Raw genomic sequence first — 17611 nt, 5'->3', positions numbered from 1 at the left:
CCGCTTGACCAAACCCAATAAAAAAGCAATTTTTGGGCCAGTTGGAATTTTGCGGATTTTTTTGAGCGAAGAACGCAGATTCCCGAAGAGATCAAGGGGAGTCTCGCGTCCGCCATGGCATTATCGGCCAATCTTTTCCTGCGCCAAAGCCAAAGCCTGGTGATGACACCGCAACTGATGCAATCCATCCAGTTGCTGCAGATGACGCATTTTGAACTCACCCAATTCATCGCCCAGGAAGTCGAGAAGAATCCGCTGCTCGAATTTACGTCAAATGACGAGGATATAGGCAGCAGCGGTGATCGCGAGGCGAAGGACGACAGGTTCGACGCGGCGGAGGAAAGCCAGGGCGATGACGGTTTCGAGCGCAACAGCGGCGATCTCGCCAGCGACTGGTACGAGAGCGAAAATACCGGCCATGCCGACCGGCTGAGCGACGAGCTCGATACCAATTTCAGCAATGTCTTTCCCGACGACGGCAGCCCGCAGCGTGCGGATGCGCCGGAACTGCTCAGCCAGTGGAAGTCGATGCCCGGCGGCGAAGCCGGTGAAAGCTACGATCTCGACGATTTCGTCGCCGGCCAAGTTTCCCTGCGCGACCACCTGAACGAACAGATCCCCTTTTCCCTGCCCAGCATGGCCGACCGGCTGATCGCGCAGTACCTCGTCGATCAGCTCGACGATGCCGGCTATCTGCAGGCCGATTTGAGCGAAGCAGCGGAGCGCCTCGGCGCCACCGTTGCGGACGTCGAGCGCGTGCTCGGCACATTGCAGTTGCTCGACCCTCCCGGCGTCTTTGCCCGTTCTCTCAGCGAATGCCTGGCGATCCAGCTTCGCCAGAAGGATCGTTTCGATCCGGCCATGGAACGGCTGATCCAGAACCTCGAGCTTCTCGCCCGGCGCGATTTCGCGACGTTGAAACGGCTCTGCGGCGTCGATGAGGAAGATCTGCTCGACATGATGGCAGAGATCCGCCAGTTGAACCCGAAACCTGGCAGCGGCTTCGAGACCGGCATATCCGAGGCCATCATGCCCGATATCGTGGTGCGCCCGGCCTCCGACGGAAGCTGGCTGGTGGAGCTCAATCCCGATACGCTGCCGCGCGTCCTGGTCAGCCAGTCCTATTTCGCCTCCGTCTCCAAGACGAGCCAGGATCACGCCTTCCTTTCGGAATGCCTGCAGAATGCCAATTGGCTGACGCGCAGCCTCGATCAGCGTGCCAAGACGATCATGAAGGTCGCGAGCGAGATCGTCCGGCAGCAGGATGCTTTCCTCGTGCACGGCGTCGACCATTTGCGGCCGCTCAATCTGAAGACCGTGGCGGATGCCATCAAGATGCATGAGTCGACCGTCAGCCGCGTGACCTCGAACAAATACATGCTGACGCCGCGCGGCCTGTTCGAGCTAAAATATTTCTTCACCGTCTCGATCAGTGCCGTCGAGGGCGGCGACAGCCATTCGGCCGAAGCCGTGCGTCACAAGATCCGTCTGCTGATCTCGCATGAGAGCCCGGACGCGGTGCTCTCCGATGACGATATCGTCGATACGCTAAAGAAGGGCGGCATCGAGCTTGCTCGCCGTACGGTTGCAAAATACCGCGAGGCGATGAACATCCCCTCCTCGGTACAGCGCCGCCGGGAGAAGCGTGCACTGGCAAAAGTCGCCAGCTTCTAGCAATTGCCCAGGTTCAACCGCAGACTGCGAATCCGCTAACGGATCCTTAAGATTCAGTTGACTTTCCGATGTGGCGGAGCTAGAAGCCCGCCGCAATCGTTGCAGGACATCACTGCCATGAACTTATCCCCACCATCCCCAGGGCGCCTGACAAACGCAATTTGTCTTTGACTGCGTGAAGTGCTTGGATGAGCTTGAGGCTTGGCGTAAACTGGCGCGCCCAATAACCGCTACAAGAAGGGAAACTCCATGAGTGTGCGTGTCTCCGGGAAACATATGGAAATTGGTGACTCCTTCCGCCAACGGATTGAAGACCAGATCGGTATGGCCGTTACGAAATACTTCGACGGGGGGTATTCGGGCCAAGTGACGGTACAGAAATCCAGTTCCCGCTTCGCAGCCGATTGCAAGCTTCATCTCGACAGTGGCGTCGTCCTGCACGCCGCCGGAGAGGCGATGGACCCGCAATTGGCCTTCGACGCGGCATCCGAGCGCATCGAAAAGCGCCTGCGCCGCTACAAACGCAAGCTCAAGGATCACCAGGCCGGCAACCACACGAATGGCCTCGCCGAAGTCGCCTATACCGTCATGGACGGTGTTCCGGACGACGAGGATGAAATCCCTGCAGATTTCGCGCCGGCGATCGTCGCCGAAAGCACGAAACAACTGAAGACCATGTCCGTCGCGACCGCCGTGATGGCGCTCGACATGACCGACGAGCCGTTGCTGCTTTTCCGCAGCCCCGGCAAGGAACATCTGAATATCGTTTACCGTCGTCAGGACGGCAACATTGGCTGGATCGACGCAGCCAATATCAAGGGCTGAGAAAAGAAGATGAGCGACGGCCCCGCGCAGTGTCTGCCGGCCGCCGCTCCTCCGTCATCGGATCTCTGCCACACGAAGGATAAAGAGAATGGCATTGGCAGATTTGCTGCACCAAGATGCGATCATCCCCGCCTTGAGGGCAAATTCCAAAAAACAACTGCTTCAGGAGCTGGCAGCCAAAGCCTCCAAAATAACCGGACTGCCCGAGCGCGAGATTTTCGACGTCGTGCTGCAGCGGGAGCGTCTGGGCTCCACCGGCGTCGGCAACGGCATCGCCATTCCGCACGGCAAGCTCATCAGCATCAAATCCATCATCGGTATTTTTGCGCGCCTGGAAGCGCCCGTCGATTTTGAGGCGCTGGACGACCAGCCCGTCGACCTCGTCTTCCTACTGCTTGCCCCCGAGGGTGCCGGCGCCGACCATCTGAAAGCGCTGTCGCGCATTGCCCGCGTGCTGCGCGACCAGGATCTCGTCGCCAAGCTGCGCGCCACCGAATCCGCCTCGGCGATCTACGCCTTCCTCAACGAGGAGCAGGCGTCCAACGCTGCCTGAGGAGCGACTCGAATTTTAACGCGGAAAAAAGAAGAGCCGGATGACCTCGTCATCCGGCTCTTCTTCTTTACAGACGACTTAAAGATCAAGCGTCTTTTTCATCGAACGGGCTGTTGGCGCCCGGCTCGGAAATCTCGGCAACCTTCGGGCCGCCCTTGGCGACGCCGACCATAGCTGGGCGCAGAACGCGCTCGCCGATGACGAAGCCGGCCTGCACCACCTGAACGACCGTATTGTTCGGCACTTCGGTGTTCGGCACCTCGAACATCGCCTGATGGAAGTTGGGATCGAACTTCTGGCCGACCGGCTCGATCTGGCGGACACCGTGGCGCTCCAAGGCCGACAGCATAGAGCGCTCGGTCATCTCCACGCCTTCGATCAGCGTCTTCAGGCCAGCATCGGCTTCGGCGAGGGCTTCCGCCGGAATGGCTTCCAGCGTGCGGCGCAGATTATCCGACACGGCAAGCATGTCGCGGGCGAAGCTGGCGACGGAATAGGACTTGGCGTCCTTGACGTCACGCTCGGTGCGACGGCGCAAATTGTCCATCTCGGCGGCAAGGCGCAGATAGCGGTCGCGCAGATCGCTATTTTCGGCCCTAAGCAGCTCGACCGGATCCGGCTGCGAAGGCTGGGCCGCATCCGCGGCTTCCGCAGCCTCCTGCGCAAAGCCCGCGGGATTATCAGTCGCCGTGGCGTCAGGTCCGGTTTTCGTTGTTTCGTCGGTCATGACGGTCTCCGAATTGCTTTGTCTTTTTGATGTGCCCGATATCGAGGTTTGGCCGGAAAAAATCAAGGCTTTGTCGTGAAGAACAGGCATTTCCCGGCAATCCGTTCATATTTGCCCGGATACCAATCGGGTGAGAGAGCCTCCCCCGTTGGGGCTTCTACTATCGAAGACCCTTTCCCGGTATAGTCTGGGCCGTTTCAACACGACATGAGGTATCGTCCATGTCCAGCAGCAAGTCCCATTCGGGTAAATGTTTCTGCGGCGCAGTGGAAATCACGGTCAGTGGTGAGCCGGCGGCAATGGGTTATTGCCATTGCGACTCCTGCCGGGAGTGGTCGGCGGGGCCGGTCAACGCCTTTTCGCTCTGGCCGCCGGAAGCCGTGCATGTCACCAAGGGCGCCGACCACATCGGCAGCTACCAGCGAAGCGAAAAGAGCGTGCGCAAATGGTGCAAGATTTGCGGCGGGCATCTGTTGACCGAACATCCTTTATGGGGCGTGACCGATGTCTACGCCGCCATCATTCCAACCCTCGATTTTCAGCCGATGCTTCATGTCAATTATGAAAACACCGTGCTGCACCTGAGGGACGGCCTGCCGAAGCAGAAGGACATGCCGGCGGAGATGGGCGGATCGGGAACCCTGCTACCCGATTAAACGCTCTTTGCGCGTTCGAATGGGCGCCCGCTCTCCAGAGGCTTTCGTCAAATTCCTGGCCGCGACAGCCTGGAAATCAATTGGGCGGTATAGTCCACCATCGGCACGATGCGGGCATAGTTCAGCCGTGTCGGGCCGATGACGCCGACGGCGCCGACGATGCGGTCGTCGTCATCGCGATAGGGCGCGACGATCAGCGAGGAGCCGGAGAGCGAGAAGAGCTTGTTTTCCGAGCCGATGAAGATGCGCACGCCCGGCCCGCTTTCGGCAAGATTCAGAATCTCGATCAGGCTGTCCTTCTTTTCGAGATCGTCGAACAGCAGGCGTAGCCGGTCCAGATCTTCAGCCCCGCCCACTTCGGCCAAGAGATTGGCGCGGCCGCGCACGATGAGCTGCGTCGGCTTGCCGTCATCCCCGTCGCCGGACCAGACGGCGATCCCGCGTTCGACGAGCTCGTGCGACAGAATATCGAGTTCCTGGCGCACACTCTCCTTCAACGTCTGCAATTGACGGCGCAGCTCCGGCAAAGTCTGGCCGGTCATGTGGGCGTTGAGGAAATTCGCCGCTTCCGTGAGCTGCGAGGACGTAACGCCGGCCGGCAATTCGATGATGCGGTTCTCCACCTGATCGTGGTCGCCGACGAGCACGGCGAGCGCCTTGGTCGGCTCCAGGCGGATGAATTCGACATGCTTCAGCACCGGATCGCTCTTCGAGGTGATCACCAGTCCGGCGCCGCGCGAAATACCAGAAAGCATGCGGCTCGCCTCGGTCATGACCGATTCCATCGGCTGATCGCGATTGCTGCCGCGCACTTGGCGTTCGATGGTAGCGCGGTCTTCCGCGGAGAGATCGCCGACCTGCATGAAGGCATCGACGAAGAAGCGCAGGCCGAGCTGCGTCGGCAGGCGACCGGCGCTGATATGCGGCGAATAGATCAGCCCCAGCTCTTCCAGATCGCTCATGACATTGCGCACGGAGGCCGGCGACAGGGACATGGGCAGCAAGCGCGAAAGATTGCGCGAGCCGAGCGGTTCGCCATTCTCAAGATAACCTTCGACGATACGGCGGAAGATTTCCTTCGAGCGTTCGTCCAGCGCTGCAATGGCATCCGAAACCGACGATGTCGTGAACCCCATTTCGCTGTCAAACCCGTTCTGTTGAGCCTTAGTCAAAATATAATCATTCAGTTAGCAATGGCAAAAGGGAAAAATGTCAAGGCCATCACAACAAGGCCCTTGCGCCTGCTTTTCCTTTGCAAAAGCCGCCTGTGGATCGTAGAAGCGGTCAATAACGTTCAGGAGAGTAGAATGCGGCCTTCAGGCAGAAAAACCGACCAGATGCGCAAGGTGTCGTTCGAGCGCAATTTTTCCAAGCATGCGGAAGGCTCGTGCCTGGTCAAATTCGGCGACACGCATGTGCTCTGCACGGCGAGCCTGGAAGAAAAGACGCCGCCATGGCTGCGCAACAGCGGCAAGGGCTGGATCACGGCCGAATACGGCATGCTGCCGCGCGCCACGGGCGAACGCATGAAGCGCGAAGCCGCTGCCGGCAAGCAGGGCGGCCGCACGCAGGAGATCCAGCGTCTGATCGGCCGGTCGCTGCGCGCCATCGTCGACCTGCAGGCGCTTGGCGAGCGCCAGATCACGATCGACTGCGACGTCATCCAGGCCGATGGCGGCACCCGCACGGCCTCGATCACCGGTGCCTGGATCGCGCTCTACGATTGCCTGAAGTGGATGGAAAGCCGCAATATGATCAAGACCGACCGTGTCCTGAAGGATCATATCGCTGCGGTTTCCTGCGGCATCTTTGCCGGCCAGCCGGTGATCGACCTCGACTACCTCGAGGATTCATCCGCCGAGACCGATGCCAATTTCGTCATGACTGGCGCCGGCGGCATCGTCGAGATCCAGGGTACGGCCGAAGGCACGCCCTTCAGCGAAGAAGAATTCACATCCCTGATGCATCTCGCCAAGAACGGCATCGCCGAACTGGTGGAGCTGCAGAAGCAGGCGATAGCCTGACCGAAGAGGCGGTCAACCGATGAACCCGTTGATGGAAGGCGTTCTGGAAACCGCTCTTTATGCGGACGATCTCGATGCAGCCGAGGCCTTCTATGGCGGCGTTCTCGGACTGCAGAAGATTTCGCGCGGCGGCAACCGTCATGTCTTTTATCGCTGCGGGCCGGGCGTGCTGCTCATCTTCAACAGTCATGAGACAGTGAAGCCGCCGGAATCGAGTTCCTTGCCGGTGCCGCCGCATGGCACGAAGGGCCACGGCCACGCCTGCTTCCGGGTCAGCGGCAACGATATCGAAGCGATGGCGCAGAAACTGAAGGCTGCCGGCGTCGCCATCGAAGCCGATTTTAACTGGCCGAATGGCGGCCGCTCGATCTATTTCCGCGATCCGGCCGGCAACAGCCTGGAATGCGCCGAACCCCGCATCTGGGGGCTATGACAGGACAGGATATGCGCAAGCTCGATACCAAGACTATCGTCGTCGCCAGCCACAATGCCGGCAAGATCCGTGAAATCCAGGATTTGATCGGCCCGTTCGGCTTTACAGCCAAGTCGGCCGCCGATCTCAATTTCATCGAGCCGGACGAGACGGGCACGACCTTCGAGGAAAACGCGACGATCAAGGCGCTGGCCTCGGCGCAAGCTTCCGGTCTGCCGGCGCTATCGGACGATTCCGGCCTGGTCATCGATGCGCTTGACGGCAATCCCGGCGTCTATACCGCCAACTGGGCGGAAACACCGGATGGTACCCGCGATTTCGCCATGGCGATGCGGAAGGTCGAGAGCGCGCTCGAAGAGGCCGGTGCCGCTTCGCCGGAGAGCCGTACGGCGCGCTTCGTTAGCGTGCTGTGCCTTGCCTGGCCGGACGGGCACACCGAACTCTTCCGCGGCGAAGTCGAAGGCCGTGTCGTCTGGCCGCCGCGCGGCACGCAGGGCTTCGGCTACGATCCGGTGTTCCAGCCCGAGGGTTACGACGTGACCTTCGGCGAGATGAGCGCCGAACAGAAGCATGGCTGGAAGCCAGGTGAACCCCAGGCCCTTTCGCATCGGGCCCGTGCCTTCAAAATCTTTGTTGAAACCTGCCTGGAGGCGTAAGCTCAAGCCCGTGGACACCCTGGAAGCGCAAAATATGACGCGTGAGGCGCCGTTGCTGCCCGATACCGGCGAACCCGGTTTCGGCGTTTATGTGCATTGGCCCTTCTGCGCCGCTAAATGCCCCTATTGCGATTTCAACAGCCATGTCCGCCACCAGCCGGTCGACCAGGAGCGTTTCGCCGCCGCCTTCTTGAAGGAGATGGCGTCGATGCGGGCGATCAGCGGCCCGAAGACGGTGACCAGCGTCTTCCTCGGCGGCGGCACGCCTTCGCTGATGAAGCCGGAGACGGTTGCCACGATTCTCGATGGCATTTCCAGATATTGGCACATGCCTGCAGGGATCGAGATCACCATGGAGGCCAATCCGTCCAGTGTCGAAGCCGAGCGTTTCCGCGGCTATCGCGCCGCCGGCGTCAACCGCGTGTCGATGGGCGTGCAAGCGCTGAACGATCGCGATCTGAAATTCTTAGGGCGACTGCATGACGTCGCCGATGCGTTGAAGGCGATCAAGCTGGCACGCGAGATCTTCCCGCGCATGTCCTTCGACCTCATCTATGCCCGCCCGAACCAGACCGTCGAGGAATGGGAGCGCGAGCTGAAGGAGGCGATCTCCTATGCCGTCGATCACCTCTCGCTCTATCAATTGACCATCGAGGAAGGCACGCCCTTTTTTGGGCTGCACAAGGCGGGCAAATTGATCGTGCCGGATGGCGACCAATCGGCGCTGCTCTACGAGGCGACGCAGGAGATCACCGAGCGCGAGGGCATGCCGGCCTATGAGGTCTCCAACCACGCACGTCCCGGCGCGGAGAGCCGCCACAATCTCACCTACTGGCGTTATGGCGACTATGCTGGCATCGGCCCCGGCGCCCACGGCCGGCTGTCCCACGGCCCCAAGAAATTGGCAACGTCCACCGAGCGGAAGCCGGAAAGCTGGCTGGAGCTGGTCGAGCGCGACGGCCACGGCATGGTCGAACAGGAAATGCTCGGCTTCGACGAACAGGCCGACGAGCTGCTGCTGATGGGCCTGCGTCTGAAAGAAGGCATCGACCTCGTGCGCTGGCAGCAGCTCTCCGGCAGGGAGCCCGATGCGAAACGCGAGCAGCTCTTGCTGGAGCACGGCTTCATCGAACGCCTCGGCAATTCCCGCCTGCGCTGCACGCCGGCGGGCATGCTGATTCTCGATTCCGTGGTTGCGGATCTGGCGTGCTGAGACGGTAATCGTCTTTCCTACTCCGCCGCCACGTTTTTCCTCGTGAAAGCGAATAACCGTCCATCGATCGCCGTAAGGCCGGCGGCGATCATCGCCATGCCGATAAAGTGCTTCGGCTGCAATTGCTCGCCGAGGATCAGCGCACCGAGCAGGATGGCGCTGACGGGAATGAGGAAGGTGACCAGCATCAGGTTGGTGGCGCCTGCCGTCGCCAGGATGCGGAAGAACAGGACATAGGCGATCGCGGTCGAGAGGATCGCGAGGCCGGCCAGCGCCATCCAGGTTTCCGCCGAAGGCATGCCGAGCGTCCAGGGGTGGTCGACGAGAAGGGCAAGCGGCAGCAGGAGGATCGTGGAGGCCGTCACCTGCCCGGCGGCGGGGATAATGGGAGCAAGCCCCATGCGGCGGAAGCGGCGGCCGAAAATGCCGGCGAGAGAATAGGAGAAGGCGGCGCCCAGCACGGAGAGCTGTGCCAGCACGTTCGAACCGAGGCTGCTCAGCACCGACGGGCCGATCATCAGCGCCACGCCGGCAAAACCGACGATAACGCCGATCAGGCGATTGCCGGTCATCTTCTCATCCGTCGTCAGAAAATGCGCCACCACGACGGCGAAAAGCGGGGTCGTCGCATTGAGGATGGAGGCCAGGCCACTGGCAATATGCGTCTGGCCCCAGACGATCAGCAGAAAGGGAATGGCATTGTTGAGGACGCCCATGCCGAAGAAGGCGGCCCAGGCCCGACGGTCGTGCGGCATCACCTGCCCGGTCATCCGGACGATGACATGCAAGGCGATCGCCGCCAGGGCGACGCGCGCAGCGACGATGGTGAAGAGCGGCAGTTCGTGTACCAGGATGCCGTTGAACAGAAACGAGCCACCCCAGAGGATCGACAATCCGAACAGCATGGCCCATTCCGCCGCGCCCATTGATTTCTGCGCCATGGCGATATCTCCTGTTTTCCAGTCTATTAGTTTGGCTCGATGGCGGCGGGGATGCACTTTCTTGTCAACCATCGATATTGATGGAATAATCTCGCGATTATAGGGCTCTTGCAAACGAGTCTTTTTCGCAAAATTGTTTAGCTGAACTCAATCGTCATGGATCAATTGCCTTCCCTTTCGGCGCTGCGCGCCTTCGAAGCCTCGGCGCGGCATCTGAGCATGACGATTGCAGCCAGGGAGCTGCATGTGACCCCCGGTGCGGTCAGCCTGCAGGTACGCGATCTCGAAACCGCGCTCGGTGTGCGGCTTTTCGACCGCCGTGCGCGGGGCCTCACCTTGACGGCTGACGGTGCGGATTATTTCGCGACGCTGCGCACCGCCTTCCGCCTGGTGCGAGAAGCGACGGCGGCGCTGACAATGCGGGCGCGGGACACGGTGCTCACCGTCACCTGCACTGCCGGCTTTGCCACACACTGGCTGGTGCCGCGGCTGATGCGCTTCGAGCAGGCGCATCCCGAGATCGATCTACGGATCAGCGCCTCACATAGGATGATGGATTTCCAGCGCGACGGCATCGACATCGCCATCCGCCATGGGCTCGGCGGCTATGAAGGGCTGGCGAGCGAGCGGCTGCTCGATGACGAATATGTGCCGGTCTGCACGCCCGAGATCGCTGCCTCCCTCGGCCCCTCACCCACGGCCGACGCGCTGGCCGCCCTGACCCTGATCCATGATGTCTATCGGCGCGATTGGCAGCTCTGGCTGCAGGCGGCGGGCGCAACCAAGGTTGACGCTATGCGGGGGCCGATCTTCACCGACGGCACCGGCGCCTACCATGCCATGAAGGCGGGGCTCGGCGTCGCGCTGATGCGGCGCTCTTTCATCGAAAGGGAATTGGCTGAGGGCTCTGTTGTCGCGCCCTTCCCGATGGGGCTTGCCAGCACGCTAGCCTACCATCTGGTCTATCCGCCAACCGCGCTGGAGCGGCCGGCCGTCGCCGCCTTTCGTGCTTGGCTGCTTACCGAGGTCCCGCACACGACGGCGCCGGCATAGGCGCGCGCATCATCCGTGATGGGTGATGCCACCCTTGAACAGGCGGCCGGTCCGCGTTTCCAGGAAAGTGTCGAGCGGAATATGCTCCTGATGCAGGAAGCCTGTCGAAGGCAGGCGGCCGGCGCGCACCAGCTCGATAACGGCGACGACGGAGGCCGACGTGGTCCAGGAAATGGCGGTGCGGCTCTCCCCGGCGACTTCGATCGGATAATAGGCGCGCACGAATTCCCGCCGGCGCAGATTGCCGTTGATCGTTCCTTCGGCCGAGACATGGACATAGACGACGTCGTCATCGACCGGCGGCTTGGCCTCGGTCAGGATCTCGCCGGCAAGCTGGCGGCGGTCGCGCATCAGCAACTCATGGAAGAAGAAGTTCATCAGCTCCATATGGCCGGGATATCGCATTGTTTTATAATCGAGATTTTCCACCCGACCGAGCATGGTGCTGCACATGGTCCCGAGGCCGCCCGAGGTGGTGAAGGCTTCGAGCTTGACGCCGTTGACATAGAGCGTCTCGTGCCATTCCATCGGCGAGACCAGCTTGCGCACCCCGCCCTCGATGACTTCGCAATCATTCAGATATTCGTTGACCACACCTTCCGGCGACCAGTTGAAGGCATAACCCAACAGTCCGGTCGGATTCTGCGGCAAGGCACCGACACGCATGCGGATCGAGCGGCAGCGATCAAAGACGTCGGCAAGGCTTGCGCCGACGATGCCGACGAAACCGGGCGCCAAGCCGCATTGCGGCGCCATCAGGCCACGCGCGCTCTCCGCAAGCGCAATGATGCCGTTCGTGGTCGGCACATCCTCGGTCAGGTCGAAGTAATGAATGCCGGCGCCATGGGCTAGGCGCGCCAGTTCGGCGTTCAGGTGAAACGGCAGGCAGGAGAGCACGGCATCGACGCGGGAAAAGAGATTGCCGATCAAGGCCGGATCGGAGACATTGCCCGCCTCGCAGGCGAAAGGCAGTGCCTCGGCAGGCAAACGCGCGTCGATACCGGTGACGGCAAAACCGCTTTCATGCAGCAATGTAGCGGCGAGCCGCCCGACCTTACCGAGGCCGAGAACGGCAATCCTGTTAAAACTCATAGGCATCCTCCCAGTCGGCTCCGGCCTCCTCCGGCCGGTGTCCGATTCCGTATTTCAGACATCTATAGAATAAAAGCCGCATAAATGAAAACGGCCGGCAATGAAGCCGGCCGTGGATAAATGCGAATAATATCGCCGATTATTCGTTGATCAGACGCTTCAACAGCTCGATTTCATGCGACAGCTTGCTGTCACCGGAAATCAGCTCCTCGATCTTGCGCACCGCATGCAGCACGGTCGTATGGTCACGACCACCAAAGCGGCGGCCGATCTCCGGGAAGGAGCGCGGCGTCAGCGTCTTCGACAGATACATGGCGATCTGGCGCGGCTTGACGATGACGCGGGTGCGGCGATTGGACACCAGCTCCTGGCGAGAGACATTGTAGTGACGCGCCACGATACGCTGGATGTCCTCGATGCGCACCCGGCGCGGCTCGCCGGAGCCGACCAGATGGGCCAACAGCTCGTCGACGCGCTCGACCGTCAAATTCGGCTCGAAAGAACGGCGGAAGATCAGTTGGTTGAAAGCGCCTTCCAGCTCACGGCCGCTTGCCGTCACATTGCGGGCGACATGCGAGAGAAGTTCGGCCGGAATTTCCAGCGACGGATCGTCCTGACGGGCGGCATCCAGGCGGCGCTTGAGGATTTCGAGACGCATCTCGTAGTCTGGCGCCTCGACCTCGATGGCGACACCGCCCTGCAGACGCGAACGCACGCGCGGATCAAGCGATTCCAGCTCCCAAGGCGCGCGGTCGGCGGCAACGACGACCTGCTTGGCGCTGTCGAGCAGCATATTGAGCAGATGGCAGAACTCGTGCTGGATCATCTTGCCCTGCAGGAACTGCATGTCGTCGATGATCAGGAGATCGATGTTGCGCAGCGAGTCCTTCAGGGTCAGCGCATCATTATCGCGGATGGCGGTGGCGAAGCGCCACATGAAATATTCCGCCGTCAAATAGACGACACGCAGCCCGCGCGGGTTCTGCACGGCGGCATTGGCGATCGCCTGCAAAAGGTGGGTCTTGCCGAGGCCGACCGTCGCGTGGACGAAGAGCGGATTGAACCGCACGGCGCCGGAGCCGGCTTCGGCAATCGTCTTGGCGGCGGCAAGGCCGACGCGGTTCGAGCTGCCCTCGACAAAGGTATCGAAGGTAAAGCGGGAATCGAGCGGCGAGCCGAACAGCGGCGCGCCCACGGTCGCCGGGCGGGCGGCGGCTGCAGCACTAACCGTCTGGGCAACGACCTGACCGGCAGGCTGGGCAACCGGGCGGCGGATCGGCGCCACCGAAGCCGCCTCTGGAGCCGCGACATGTTCGTCCGCACAGGGCTTCGCACCATGACGGGTCGCCGTGCGCACAAGAATCTCAACCTTCAGGATTTCAGCATCTTCTGCCTGGAACAGGTTGGTGATCAGATCGAGATAACGATTGTTGATCCAGGACTTCAGAAACGTCGTCGGAACAGTCAGCCGTACGACGCTCTTCGATACCGAGTGCAGCTTCAGCCGTGCAAACCAGCTAGCATAAACATCCGGACCGACCTGAGCCTTCAAGCGTGCACTGACACGCTCGAACAATACGTTATGCTTCATGTCTCCTTTTTCCCCCGCCGCTTCAAGGCAAACCGCACTGAACGCCTGCTGTGCATTGTCCCCATTCTCCAACGCACCCGTCGTTCTCGTAATCATTTGCATAATGCCGCCTTCCACAGTCTCTTTTTATAGGGCGGAAATTGGATGATACCGCCGCCCTTAGGTCTACGCCATGGCATAGCGGTCGCGCTCGTTGTCGGAGCTTCGCCGCATACCGGTTCATCAGCCGGGTCCAGCCAAACGGACCTTACGCAAAACACCCTGGCGAAAACTGCTCCCCGAGCGGCCTTCGTCTTGGTATCTGCATCTGGAGCAGTCGCTCGGTCCTCGTACTCCGACCGACTGCGCCAAACGGCTGTCAATTTTTCTCCCCTCCCCACAGCCACGCTTGGGACTTAGGCTGCAAAGAGCAGACAAGTGTCCTCGTTCCGCAGGCGTTACCGCTTACGGCCTTAACTCGTCAACTGTTTGAAAAAACGGAACTGAACCGCTCCGTCACAAGGAACAAAAACCACCCCCGCTGCCATGACTGGCAGTGTTCGCCGAAGCCGTTTCAGATGATGTTCCGCGCCCCTTGTTGAAAGCCATTTAGGCAGGATCGTAGGCGGAGATCAACGATGAATTTTACACAAAATTAAGAGGCGGTCCTTGACTCTGGAGGCCGTTTTTGAGTGTCACAACCCCGTCAAAAAAGAATCGCTTTTGAATCAAGGAGATTCGCGTTCAGCGCGATTCCCACAGCTTTCAAAACAAAAAAAATAAAAAAATCCTTGACTCACTCGGGAGCCCGCAGGCCGTCATGCAGATCACCCAACGTCAAGACATCCTGCTATAACCGCTTGTTTTTAAAAGGTTTTTTCTGTCACCTCAGTGACATGGTCAGCCGGCTACATTTTAACGATACGAGCCAATTTTGGCTGAATCCAAAAAGCCCGGCACAAGGGCCGGGCTCAAGTCTAACGATTAAATCGTTAAGGAAAAATTACGCGGTCGGAGCCGAAAGTGCCTTCACGCGCTTGGCAAGACGCGAGACCTTGCGGGAAGCGGTGTTGGCATGCAGGACGCCCTTGGTGGCAGCGCGAGCCAGTTCCGGCTGCGCTACGAGGAAGGCTTCCTTCGCACGATCCGCATCACCCGATGCGATGGCTTCTTCGACCTGGCGGACGAAAGTGCGAACGCGCGAGCGACGAGCCTTGTTGACTTCGGTGCGGCGGGCGATCTTGCGGGTCGCTTTTTTCGCCGAGCTGGTATTGGCCATGTATGCCTCTCTTAGAATTCGAACATAACTCCGTCAGTGCAGCGCGGGCCCTGCGGCCACTTCATCCAGCAATGCGGGAGCAATTGCGGAAAACCAGATCGGCTTTCCAAACTGTGGCGGGCATATAACCGGAATGAGCGGCGGCGTCAACGCGGATTCTCACGGAACCCGCGCAATTCCGGAATCTCGTTCTCACCTGTTCTTGAAGACAGGTTTGCGCTTCTCGATGAAGGCCGCCATGCCTTCCTTCTGATCCTCGGTGGCAAACAGGCTATGGAAAAGCCGGCGCTCGAAGCGCAGGCCCTCTTCCAGCGTCGTCTCCAGCGCCCGGTTGACCGCCTCCTTGGCCATCAGCACCGAGGGGCGCGACAGCGAGGCGATCTTGGCGGCGGCGGCAAGCGCCTCATCGAGGAGCTTGTCGGCCGGCACGACGCGGGACACCAGACCCGAACGCTCCGCTTCGGCCGCATCCATCATCCGGCCGGTCAGGATCATATCCATCGCCTTCGCCTTGCCGACGGCGCGCGTCAGGCGCTGCGAACCGCCCATGCCGGGGATGATGCCGAGCGTGATCTCCGGCTGGCCGAACTTTGCCGTATCGGCGGCAATGATGAAGTCGCACATCATGGCGAGCTCGCAGCCGCCGCCGAGCGCAAAGCCGCCGACGGCAGCGATGACGGGCTTGCGCGCCTTGGCGATCTCGTCCCAACCGCTGATGAAATCGCCCTTATAGACATCGGCGAATTCGAGCGGCTGCATTTCCTTGATATCGGCGCCGGCGGCAAAAGCCTTTTCCGAGCCCGTCAGCACGATTGCGCCGATCGTCTCATCGGCGTGAAAAGCGCCGTAGGCCTGCTTCAGTTCGGCGAGCACCGTCGAATTCAGCGCATTCAGCGCCTGCGGCCGATTGAGCCTGATGAGACCGACAGGCCCGTGCGTTTCGATGATCAAGGTTTCATAGGCCATGTGTCTCTCCTTCACATTAGCTCTGGCAGGAGGCGCAATAGAAAGAAGAGCGCCCCGCCTGGACGATGCGGGCGACCGTACCGCCGCAACCGGGCGTGCTGCAAGGCTCAGCCTCGCGGTCGTAGACGGAAAAAGAATGCTGGAAATAACCGAGCGAACCATCCGTCTGGATATGATCACGCAATGACGAGCCGCCGGCGGCTATGGCATCGGCGATGACCTCGCGGATCGCGACGACCAGCCGAAGCAATTCCTCTTTCGGCATGCCGGCTTCGCTCACCAATGTCCCAGCGGCCCGCAGCGGCGACAGATGCGAACGCCACAATGCCTCGCACACATATATATTGCCGAGTCCGGCGATATTCTTCTGGTCGAGCAGCGCGCTCTTCAGCGGCTGCGCCTTGCCCGAGAAGCGTTCGGCCAGATAATCGGCGCTCAATTCATTGCCGGTCGGCTCCGGGCCAAGATCGCGGAAGGAGGGATGGCTGGCGAGATCTGCACGCCGGACGATGTCCATGAAGCCGAAGCGGCGGGGATCATTGTAGATGACGCGCGCGCTGCCGTTGGCGCCCTTCAGATGGAAGACGACGTGATCATGCTTCTCGTCCTTGGAGCGCGGATGGTGAAATGTGCCGGGCGCCTCGGCGGCGGCATCGCTTTCGACCCGAAAGGAACCGGACATGCCGAGATGCGATACGATCGTCATGCCGTCGTCGAGATCAATCAGCAGATATTTCGCGCGCCGCGACAGCGACGTGATGCCGCGGCCGGAGACAAGGCGTGAAAACTCGGCCGGAAAGGGAAAGCGCAGATCGTTGCGGCGCAACTCCAGTTCAGCGAGCAGCGCGCCTTCCATGGAGGGAGCAAGCCCGCGCCTGACGGTTTCGACCTCTGGTAATTCCGGCATCGCTATCCATCTTTATGTTTCAACCGCTTATGATCTGAGCTATAGCCCAAGGCATTGCGGCTGGTGGCCTGGTTGATGAGATAGCGTGGCAAACGCGATTTCGCTATGGTCCGTCGCTGATTACTGCATAATTCCTTAGGTCGGAATCGATTTAAGGATAAAATTATGCAGCAGATTTAAAGTGCTACAGCGACCCTTGCGCGTCACATGCGACGCGCGGCGCTGTGGTGTAACGGAGTTGAGCTGATGGCAGAAAGCCGCACCTCCGCCGATGGCGGCATGGAAACATCCTATGGCTTCCGCGAAGTGGCCGATGGTGAGAAGCAGGGCCTCGTCAACGAGGTGTTCCACAAGGTCGCCAAGCGCTACGACATCATGAACGACGTCATGTCCATGGGCCTGCACCGGGCCTGGAAGGATGCGATGATCGCCGTGCTCAATCCGCGCAAGGACGCTGGCTATAAGGTCCTCGACGTCGCCGGCGGTACGGGCGACATCGCCTTCCGCATCGTCGAGGCCTCGAACCGGCTGGCGCACGCGACCGTGCTCGACATCAACGGCTCGATGCTGGGTGTCGGCGCGGAACGCGCTGCGAAGAAGAAGCTCACCGATAATCTCACCTTTGTCGAGGCCAATGCCGAGGAACTGCCCTTCGAGACCAATTCCTTCGACGCCTATACGATCGCCTTCGGCATCCGCAACGTGCCGCGTATCGATGTGGCGCTGAAGGAAGCCTATCGCGTGCTGAAGCGGGGCGGGCGGCTGCTGGTGCTGGAATTTTCCGAAGTCGACCTGCCGCTGCTCGACCGTGTCTACGATGCCTGGTCCTTCAACGCCATTCCGCAGTTCGGCAAGGCGATCACCGGCGATGCCGAACCCTATCAGTATCTTGTGGAATCGATCCGTAAATTTCCGAACCAGCAGGATTTCGCGACGATGATCCGCGAGGCCGGCTTTTCGCGCGTGAGCTTTACCAATTATACCGGCGGCATCGCCGCCCTGCACTCCGGCTGGAAGCTCTGACGCATGGTTCCGAAAAATG

At 60.6% G+C, this 17611-nt stretch carries 18 protein-coding genes; 10 read left to right on the top strand and 8 right to left on the bottom strand.

The annotated features are described in order from the left end of the window. The first annotated feature begins 114 nt into the window (after positions 1–114). The 3 genes from rpoN to ptsN all read left to right on the top strand — a co-directional run bounded on the left by rpoN (position 115) and on the right by ptsN (position 3052). Entirely contained in the window at positions 115–1674 is a 1560-nt protein-coding gene (gene rpoN, locus NXC24_RS02230) for an RNA polymerase factor sigma-54 (protein ID WP_104821810.1), read from the top strand. A 249-nt stretch (positions 1675–1923) separates the two neighbouring features. Continuing rightward, positions 1924–2499, top strand: coding sequence for a ribosome-associated translation inhibitor RaiA (gene raiA / locus NXC24_RS02225; protein ID WP_104821809.1), 576 nt, complete (start codon positions 1924–1926; stop codon positions 2497–2499). An 88-nt stretch (positions 2500–2587) separates the two neighbouring features. Next, positions 2588–3052 carry a PTS IIA-like nitrogen regulatory protein PtsN gene (ptsN, locus tag NXC24_RS02220; RefSeq protein ID WP_104821808.1) on the top strand — a complete coding sequence of 155 codons (465 nt, stop codon included), beginning with the start codon at positions 2588–2590 and terminating at the stop codon, positions 3050–3052. A gap of 85 nt (positions 3053–3137) precedes the next feature. On the opposite strand, the gene grpE is transcribed toward ptsN, so the two are convergent. Further along, a complete protein-coding gene (grpE, locus tag NXC24_RS02215) occupies positions 3138–3779 on the bottom strand; it encodes a nucleotide exchange factor GrpE (protein WP_104824966.1) in 642 nt (213 codons plus the stop codon). Positions 3780–4000: 221 nt separating this feature from the next. Here grpE and NXC24_RS02210 point away from each other — a divergent pair, with 221 nt between their 5' ends. Continuing rightward, a complete protein-coding gene (locus NXC24_RS02210; protein WP_104821807.1) occupies positions 4001–4435 on the top strand; it encodes a GFA family protein in 435 nt (144 codons plus the stop codon). 47 nt (positions 4436–4482) lie between these two features. Here the strand turns inward: NXC24_RS02210 and hrcA are convergent, their stop codons facing one another. Next, positions 4483–5571: a heat-inducible transcriptional repressor HrcA gene (gene hrcA / locus NXC24_RS02205; protein WP_104821806.1), complete on the bottom strand. Its 1089-nt coding sequence runs from the start codon at positions 5569–5571 to the stop codon at positions 4483–4485. Positions 5572–5742: 171 nt separating this feature from the next. Here hrcA and rph point away from each other — a divergent pair, with 171 nt between their 5' ends. The 4 genes from rph to hemW are packed head-to-tail and all read left to right on the top strand — an operon-like array spanning position 5743 to position 8761. Continuing rightward, the gene (gene rph / locus NXC24_RS02200; protein ID WP_104821805.1) at positions 5743–6459 is read left to right on the top strand and encodes a ribonuclease PH; all 717 of its coding nucleotides are present in this window, start codon (positions 5743–5745) and stop codon (positions 6457–6459) included. Between the two features lie 19 nt (positions 6460–6478). Further along, entirely contained in the window at positions 6479–6892 is a 414-nt protein-coding gene (locus tag NXC24_RS02195) for a VOC family protein (protein ID WP_104821804.1), read from the top strand. Positions 6893–6903: 11 nt separating this feature from the next. Beyond that, positions 6904–7548 (top strand): RdgB/HAM1 family non-canonical purine NTP pyrophosphatase, encoded by a 645-nt coding sequence (gene rdgB / locus NXC24_RS02190; protein WP_104824965.1) that lies wholly within the window; start codon positions 6904–6906, stop codon positions 7546–7548. Positions 7549–7582: 34 nt separating this feature from the next. Continuing rightward, positions 7583–8761 carry a radical SAM family heme chaperone HemW gene (hemW, locus tag NXC24_RS02185; protein ID WP_104821803.1) on the top strand — a complete coding sequence of 393 codons (1179 nt, stop codon included), beginning with the start codon at positions 7583–7585 and terminating at the stop codon, positions 8759–8761. 17 nt (positions 8762–8778) lie between these two features. On the opposite strand, the gene NXC24_RS02180 is transcribed toward hemW, so the two are convergent. Next, positions 8779–9702 carry a DMT family transporter gene (locus NXC24_RS02180; protein ID WP_104821802.1) on the bottom strand — a complete coding sequence of 308 codons (924 nt, stop codon included), beginning with the start codon at positions 9700–9702 and terminating at the stop codon, positions 8779–8781. A gap of 156 nt (positions 9703–9858) precedes the next feature. Here NXC24_RS02180 and gcvA point away from each other — a divergent pair, with 156 nt between their 5' ends. After that, positions 9859–10755, top strand: a complete 897-nt coding sequence (gene gcvA, locus NXC24_RS02175) for a transcriptional regulator GcvA (RefSeq protein WP_104821801.1) — start codon at positions 9859–9861, stop codon at positions 10753–10755. A 9-nt stretch (positions 10756–10764) separates the two neighbouring features. Here gcvA and NXC24_RS02170 read toward each other — a convergent pair whose 3' ends face one another. The 5 genes from NXC24_RS02170 to mutM all read right to left on the bottom strand — a co-directional run bounded on the left by NXC24_RS02170 (position 10765) and on the right by mutM (position 16569). Then, positions 10765–11847 (bottom strand): saccharopine dehydrogenase C-terminal domain-containing protein, encoded by a 1083-nt coding sequence (locus NXC24_RS02170; RefSeq protein ID WP_104821800.1) that lies wholly within the window; start codon positions 11845–11847, stop codon positions 10765–10767. 139 nt (positions 11848–11986) lie between these two features. Beyond that, a complete protein-coding gene (gene dnaA, locus NXC24_RS02165) occupies positions 11987–13540 on the bottom strand; it encodes a chromosomal replication initiator protein DnaA (RefSeq protein ID WP_104821799.1) in 1554 nt (517 codons plus the stop codon). An 880-nt stretch (positions 13541–14420) separates the two neighbouring features. Next, complete coding sequence (gene rpsT, locus NXC24_RS02160; protein WP_028750996.1) at positions 14421–14696, bottom strand: 30S ribosomal protein S20; 276 nt, start codon at positions 14694–14696, stop codon at positions 14421–14423. A gap of 192 nt (positions 14697–14888) precedes the next feature. Continuing rightward, the gene (locus tag NXC24_RS02155) at positions 14889–15662 is read right to left on the bottom strand and encodes an enoyl-CoA hydratase (RefSeq protein WP_104821798.1); all 774 of its coding nucleotides are present in this window, start codon (positions 15660–15662) and stop codon (positions 14889–14891) included. 16 nt (positions 15663–15678) lie between these two features. Further along, a complete protein-coding gene (mutM, locus tag NXC24_RS02150) occupies positions 15679–16569 on the bottom strand; it encodes a bifunctional DNA-formamidopyrimidine glycosylase/DNA-(apurinic or apyrimidinic site) lyase (protein ID WP_104821797.1) in 891 nt (296 codons plus the stop codon). Between the two features lie 246 nt (positions 16570–16815). Between mutM and ubiE the strand changes: the two genes are divergently transcribed. Further along, positions 16816–17592 carry a bifunctional demethylmenaquinone methyltransferase/2-methoxy-6-polyprenyl-1,4-benzoquinol methylase UbiE gene (gene ubiE / locus NXC24_RS02145; protein WP_104821796.1) on the top strand — a complete coding sequence of 259 codons (777 nt, stop codon included), beginning with the start codon at positions 16816–16818 and terminating at the stop codon, positions 17590–17592. Positions 17593–17611: the final 19 nt, after the last annotated feature.

Origin of the sequence: Rhizobium sp. NXC24, assembly GCF_002944315.1 — a bacterium.
Taxonomy (GTDB): domain Bacteria; phylum Pseudomonadota; class Alphaproteobacteria; order Rhizobiales; family Rhizobiaceae; genus Rhizobium.
Note: the sequence above shows the minus strand (reverse complement) of the source record. Positions and strands in the feature narration are given on the sequence as shown.